6 protein-coding genes and 1 other annotated feature are annotated in these 6,448 nt (G+C 58.6%); all 6 genes read left to right on the top strand.

The features are described 5' to 3' along the window. Positions 1–1,101 (top strand): methyl-accepting chemotaxis protein (locus tag MR935_RS08610; RefSeq protein ID WP_290572764.1); only part of this gene is annotated, 1,101 nt, incomplete at its 5' end. Positions 1,102–1,333: 232 nt separating this feature from the next. Beyond that, positions 1,334–1,585, top strand: a binding site (T-box leader). A 96-nt stretch (positions 1,586–1,681) separates the two neighbouring features. Further along, positions 1,682–2,698 (top strand): 3-deoxy-7-phosphoheptulonate synthase, encoded by a 1,017-nt coding sequence (aroF, locus tag MR935_RS08605; protein WP_290572763.1) that lies wholly within the window; start codon positions 1,682–1,684, stop codon positions 2,696–2,698. Then, on the top strand, positions 2,695–3,165 hold the full coding sequence (locus MR935_RS08600; protein WP_290572761.1) for a DUF6194 family protein: 471 nt from the start codon (positions 2,695–2,697) through the stop codon (positions 3,163–3,165). The genes aroF and MR935_RS08600 overlap by 4 nt, the downstream gene beginning before the upstream one ends. Before the next feature lie 3 nt (positions 3,166–3,168). Continuing rightward, positions 3,169–4,212 (top strand): 3-dehydroquinate synthase, encoded by a 1,044-nt coding sequence (gene aroB, locus MR935_RS08595; protein ID WP_290572760.1) that lies wholly within the window; start codon positions 3,169–3,171, stop codon positions 4,210–4,212. A gap of 12 nt (positions 4,213–4,224) precedes the next feature. Further along, positions 4,225–5,316, top strand: a complete 1,092-nt coding sequence (gene aroC, locus MR935_RS08590) for a chorismate synthase (protein ID WP_290572758.1) — start codon at positions 4,225–4,227, stop codon at positions 5,314–5,316. After that, positions 5,309–6,448, top strand: coding sequence for a prephenate dehydratase (gene pheA, locus MR935_RS08585; RefSeq protein ID WP_290572756.1), 1,140 nt, complete (start codon positions 5,309–5,311; stop codon positions 6,446–6,448). Before aroC ends, pheA begins: the two co-directional genes overlap by 8 nt.

Here is a 6,448-nt window from a genome sequence, read left to right as displayed (position 1 = left end):
CTCATTTTCCTCATCAGCCTGATTCAGTATGTGCTGCGGCAGGTTATCCGGCCGATACTGCTGCTTTCCGACAGCAGCCGCCCGCTTGAACAGGGGCATTTAGAGCTTGACCTGTCTTACAGCGCCGAAAATGAGCTGGGTGAGCTGGCAAAGATACTCAAGCGGTCGATGAGCCTGATCAACAGCTATGTGGCCGATATCAACCGCATGATGGCGCAGCTGTCCAAGGGAGATTTTGATGTCGGCGTATCCGAATCGTTTATCGGCGATTTTCGCTCAATCGAGCAGTCCATCGACAGCTTTACTACCACCATTTCGGCCGCGCTGAGGCAGATCACGCAGGCAGAGCATCAGATATCGTCAGATGCCGAGCAGCTTTCCAGCAGTTCCCACGAGCTGGCGCAGGGCGCTGCCAAGCAGGCCGGCTCCATTCAGGAGATGTACGCCACTCTTGAGCATTTGTCCAGAAGTGCGGAAAAGAACGTTGAGACCTCGTGCAACGCACAGCACAACGCCCAGATGACCCGGGAGCAGGTCGCCATCAGCGAGGAGCAGATGGGGCATATGGTAGCCGCTATGACCGATATTACGCATTCGTCTCAGGAGATCGGCCGCATCATTTCCACTATTGAAAACATTGCGTTCCAGACCAATATCCTGGCGCTGAACGCTGCGATCGAAGCCGCGCGCGCCGGCACAGCCGGCAAGGGTTTTGCCGTCGTGGCTGATGAGGTGCGCCGTCTGGCCTCCCAATCCGATCAGGCCGCCAAGGCGACCAAGGAACTGATTGAAAACTCCGTTCGTGCCACCGAGCGCGGCGGACAGATCGTGGGAGAGGTCTCCGTCTCACTGAAAAAAACGCTCGAGCTGGTCACCCGCTCCAGCAGTGATATCCGAATAATCGCCGAGGCTGTGCAGGACGAGGCTTCCTCTATCACGCAGGTCACCGAAGGTATCGGTGAGATATCCACAGTTGTGCAGACCAACTCGGCCAGCAGCGAAAACGCCGCCTCGGTGAGCGCAGAGCTGTTCGATCAGGTGCGCCTGCTGCATGAGCAGACCCGTCAGTTCCATCTCAAGCCGCATACCGCAAGCGAATGATCCCCTTCGCCTACCATCCGGTGGGCCGACTGACAGCGCTTGCTGAAAAACCGTCTTGCATACCTTCCAAGGGAGATCGCGCAAAGCGCGGTTTCCCTTGTTTTTTCTAAAAGACAGCACGGCGGGTGGTAATACATCTAAAAGATGAGCAAAACCCTCTTGCAGAACCGAAAAAGCCGAAAACAGGCATTGACAAATCAGCCGAATGCTTTTATAATAACCATGTATATTGCACAAAGCGATGACAGAGGAAAGTAATTGTCCCAAGTGCGGCTTTTCAGGGAGTGTCCGGCAAGACTGGAAACGGACGCAGACGCCGGAACGATGAAGTTCCCTCTTGAGTTGCGGCGCTGAACCAACAGTAAAGTAGGCGCTGCCGGGACTCCTCCGTTACAGGGATAGGATATGTATGTATCCGAAAAGTGCGGCAGTTGTCTGCCGAATGTGGGTGGTACCGCGGAATCGTTTGTCTTTCGTCCCTCTTTGTGGATGAAGGACTTTTTTATTGTCCTATTCCGCCTGACAAACATAAAAATATACCTAAAAATATACCTATTTTGACAGATAAGGAGTAAATCGCATGATCATCATTATGAAACCCAGTGCGACCCGCGAGCACGTGGAGGAGCTTTCCCGTCACATTGAGCGCTGGAATGTAAAGGCAAACCCGATTTACGGCGAGGGCACTATCGTCATCGGCCTTGTAGGCGACACCGGCGCGGTCGACAAGGACGCGCTGCTGCGTGACCCCGAAGTGGACAACATCATCAAGGTACAGGAGCCGTTCAAGCTGGCTAACCGCAAGATGCACCCGGCAGACACGGTGGTCGACATCGCGCCCGGCGTTTCTGTCGGCGGCAGCAAGCTGGTGGTGATGGCCGGCCCCTGCTCGGTCGAGAGCGAGGAGCAGATCGTTGACATTGCCCGCCATGTGCAGGCGCAGGGAGCGACCGCGCTGCGCGGCGGCGCATGGAAGCCGCGCTCCTCCCCCTATTCCTTCCAAGGGCTACAGGCGGACGGTCTTGAGCTGCTGCACAAGGCGCATGAGGTCACCGGCCTGCCGGTCGTCACTGAGATCACCAACCCCGCGCATATCGACCTGTTCGCCGATAAGTGCGACTGTTTTCAGGTCGGCGCACGCAACATGCAGAATTTTGAGCTGCTCAAGGAGCTGGGGCAGACCCGCAAGCCCGTGCTGCTCAAGCGCGGCTTTGCCAACACGATGGAGGAGTTCCTGATGAGCGCCGAATATCTGATGGCGGGCGGCAACGAGAACGTCATCCTGTGTGAGCGCGGTATCCGCACCTACGAGACCTTCACCCGCAACACGCTGGATATCTCGGCCGTGCCCGTGCTCAAGCGCATGAGCCACCTGCCGGTCATCGTCGACCCGTCCCACGCGGGCGGCATATATTGGATGGTCGAGCCGCTGGCCAAAGCCGCCGTTGCTGCCGGTGCAGACGGCCTGATGATCGAAGTACACAACGATCCGGCGCACGCGCTGTCCGACGGTGCGCAATCGCTCACCTATGAATCCTTCGCCGAAACGATGGCCAGCCTGCGTGCGGTAGCCGCCGCGGTCGGCCGCTCGCTTTGAGCGCGGCTGACTGCCGCCTGATCCTGTCTGACTGCCTTTCGAGCTTTGCAGACACTGTTCAAGCGGACAGTTGGGGTGAATCCGGTATTTTTTACAACCCTGGCGGCATTCGCAAACGTGGCGTATATGTGCTCACCATCAAGCAGCGGGACGGCGCGAACGACCGCGCCTCCCAGCTGGATCGCGACGGCGTATACCGAGTCAATTTTGGCCTGCCGCGCGCGCTTTACTGCCAGTATTTTGGTGCGCCGCCGCCCCGCCCGTCCAAGGGCTGCGCGGTTTGTCTGCCTTATGACTTTACCACGCTCGATACCCTGCTCCCCCACCCTGTCTATGCGTGGATGGGATGGGTATGCGTGCTCAACCCGTCGGCCGAGACTTATGAAACGATCAAGCCGCTTATCCGCGCATCCTATGAATTTGCAGTACAGAAATTTCAAAAATCCCAGCGACAAAAGGAGCTGTAAGCCATGAGAGAACCGCTGACCCTACAAGGCGGCAACGGACTTTCGGAAATCTATATCGAGTCCGGTCTTTTCGACCGCGCGGGCGTGGTCATCGGCCAATCCTTCTCGCCCAGCCGCATCCATATCGTCACCGATTCCAATGTAGCGCCGCTGTATCTTGCGCGGCTGGAAAGCCAGCTTGCCTTTCCTGTCTCGCACACCATCATTCCTGCGGGCGAGGAACACAAGCATCTTGCCACCGTCGAGGACATCTACCATGATATGCTGGCCGCCGGTATCACACGGAAGGATCTTGTCGTGGCGCTTGGCGGTGGTGTAGTCGGTGATATCACCGGCTTTGCCGCGGCAACGCTGCTGCGCGGCGTGTCGCTCTGCCAGATACCGACAACGCTGCTCGCGCAGGTCGATTCTTCGGTCGGCGGCAAGACGGGCGTCGATCTGCCGGAGGGCAAAAATTTGGTCGGCGCCTTTTATCAGCCAAGGCTGGTGCTGATCGACCCTAAGGTGCTCTCCTCCCTGCCGGACAGCACCTTTGCCGACGGCATGGCCGAGGTGATAAAATACGGCTATATCGCCAACAAAACGATCCTTTCACTGGTCGCACAGCCCAATTATAGGGACAATATCGAGCAAATCATCTATGAGTGCGTCAAGATCAAGCGCGATGTGGTGGCGATTGATGAACACGACACCGGCCTGCGCATGATCCTGAATTTCGGCCACACGATCGGTCACGCGGCCGAAAAGCTGGGCAATTATACCGCGCTGACGCACGGACAAGCCGTTGCCATCGGCATGGCGGCCGCCATGCGTCTGTCTGCGCTGTTGGGCAATGCCGACCTGACTGCTTCGCTGCTGCCGCTGCTCGATCATGTCGGCTTGCCGAGCACGCTTGCCTATGACCGCGAAGCGATTTTTGATGCGCTGCTGGCGGACAAAAAGAAGTTCGGCGGCACGGTCAATTTTATCCTTGTGCGCGAGGCCGGACGAGCGGAAATCACGCCCATCGAGACTGATCGGCTGCATGCGTACATTCTGAAACTGTAAGGAGGGCACACCATGGGTTCTGTCTGGGGCAATGCCATCAAAATTTCTGTTTTCGGAGAATCCCACGGCGCCGGCATTGGGATCGTCATCGACGGGTTTCCGCCCGGCGTTACATATGATGAAGCCTTTGTGCTGCGTGAAATGGAACGGCGCGCGCCCGGCCGCAACAAGCAGTCGACCGCGCGCAAGGAGGCCGATCTGCCGCTGCTCCAATCGGGTATGCTGCATGGCCGCACGACCGGCGCGCCGATCTGCGCCGTCATCCAGAACACCAACCAGCGCTCGGGCGACTATGCCGCGCTGGCCGCGCAGCCCCGTCCGGGGCACGCGGATTACACCGGCTCAGTGCGCTACAAGGGCTGCAACGACCCGCGCGGCGGCGGGCACTTTTCCGGTCGGCTGACCGCGCCGCTTGTGTTCGCGGGCGCGCTGTGCAAGCTGTGGCTGCGCAAGATGGGCGTTGCAGTCGGCTCACACATCCAGTCGATCGCGCAAATACAGGATATGCCATTTGACGATGTGGAGGTAAGTCCCGCGCAGCTAGACGCGCTGCGCATGGCGGACTATCCGGTCAACAACCCCAAGGCGTTGGAAGCCATGCTGGCCGCAATTGAAGAAGCGCGCCTCCAGCAGGATTCAGTCGGCGGTGTGATCGAGGCCGCGGCTGTCGGCCTGCCCGCCGGCATCGGCAGTCCGATGATGGACTCGGTTGAGAGCCGACTATCCTCCCTGCTGTTTGCTGTGCCCGCTGTCAAAGGCGTGGAGTTTGGCGCAGGCTTCGCCTTTGCCGCACTGCGCGGCTCACACGCGAACGACGCGCTGTATCTGGACGGACAGATGGTCAAGACCGAGACCAATAATAACGGCGGCGTGCTCGGCGGCATCACAAACGGTATGCCGCTGCTTGTGCGTGTGTGCATCAAGCCCACACCGTCCATCTCGACGGCGCAGCACACACTCAATATCCAGACCGGTCAGGTCGAGCCGCTGTCTATCCACGGACGTCACGATCCGTGCATTGTGACTCGCGCCGCACCAGTGATCGAGGCTGCCTGCGCGATCGCGCTGGCTGATCTGCTGAGGGAGGCCAAGGGCTATGCGTGATCTTTCCGTTATCCGGCAGGATATCAACTCGGTGGATGCCGCCATCCGCGAGCTGTTTCTGCTACGCATGTCGCTCGCCCGCGAGGTCGCACAGACCAAGGCACAGACCGACGATGCGATCTACAAGCCTAACCGCGAGGCCGAGATCATCGAAAAGCGCGCCACCGGCATGGCCGAGGAGTTGCGCGTCAAATATATCGCGCTGCTGCAAAGTATGATACGCGCCAGCCGTGAATATCAATATAGCGAGATACTTCGCCTGAACCCCGATAAATTTCCCTTCCACCCGAAGCAGGCAGCGCTTTGTCCCCGCTCGGTCTATTATCAGGGCGCACCCGGCGCATACCAGGAACTGGCCGCGCGCGCACTTTTCCCGCACTGTGAGCCGGAAAATGTGCAGACGTGGGAGCAGGTGTTTCAGGCCGTGCGTGACGGCAAGGCCGACGTAGGCGTCGTGCCGGTCGAAAATACAACCGCAGGCTCAATCAGCGCGGTCTACGACCTGCTGCTGGAGTATGACCTATCAATCAACTGTTCGTACATCAAAAAAATCCGCCACTGTCTTGCCGCCGTGCCCGGCGCCGGGCTTTCGGATATCGAGCGTGTCTGCTCGCACCCCCATGCCCTGCCCCAGTGCCGCGCCTTTATTCACGAGCATGGCCTTGCGTCTATCGAAGTGTCCAACACTGCGGTCGCGGCGCAAAGCGTCGCCCAAAAGCAAGACAAGCGGCTGGCCGCTATCTGCTCACGTGAGGCGGCCGAGCAGTACGGGCTTACTATCCTTGCTGAGGGCATCAACGACTTGCAGCATAACGAAACGCGCTTTATCGCAGTCAGCCGCCACCTGACCAGCCAGCCGGATGACAACCGCATCGAAATTGCGTTCCACATCCCGAACACAGCTGGCTCACTGGGCGGTGTGCTGGATATCTTTGCCGACTATGCCATTGATATGACTGCGATATACTCCCGTCCGCTCAAGGACAGCCCATGGTGCTATGTGTTTTATATTGACTTTACCGGCAATATGCGCGACCATGCTGTGCGTTCGCTGCTGTATCAGCTCTATGAGGAGCTTCCCTACATTAAGGTCATCGGCAGCTACCATGTGTCCGATGCGACGGAGGAGTGA

This window comes from Agathobaculum sp. (assembly GCF_022775115.1).
GTDB lineage: Bacteria > Bacillota > Clostridia > Oscillospirales > Butyricicoccaceae > Agathobaculum.
This window is presented reverse-complemented; position numbering and strand designations above follow the sequence as displayed.

Excerpts from the sequence above, each read along its gene's own strand:
- pheA (WP_290572756.1), top strand. The coding sequence starts at position 5,309 with ATGCGTGATCTTTCCGTTATCCGGCAGGATATCAACTCGGTGGATGCC.
- aroF (WP_290572763.1), top strand. The coding sequence starts at position 1,682 with ATGATCATCATTATGAAACCCAGTGCGACCCGCGAGCACGTGGAGGAG.
- aroC (WP_290572758.1), top strand. The coding sequence starts at position 4,225 with ATGGGTTCTGTCTGGGGCAATGCCATCAAAATTTCTGTTTTCGGAGAA.
- aroB (WP_290572760.1), top strand. The coding sequence starts at position 3,169 with ATGAGAGAACCGCTGACCCTACAAGGCGGCAACGGACTTTCGGAAATC.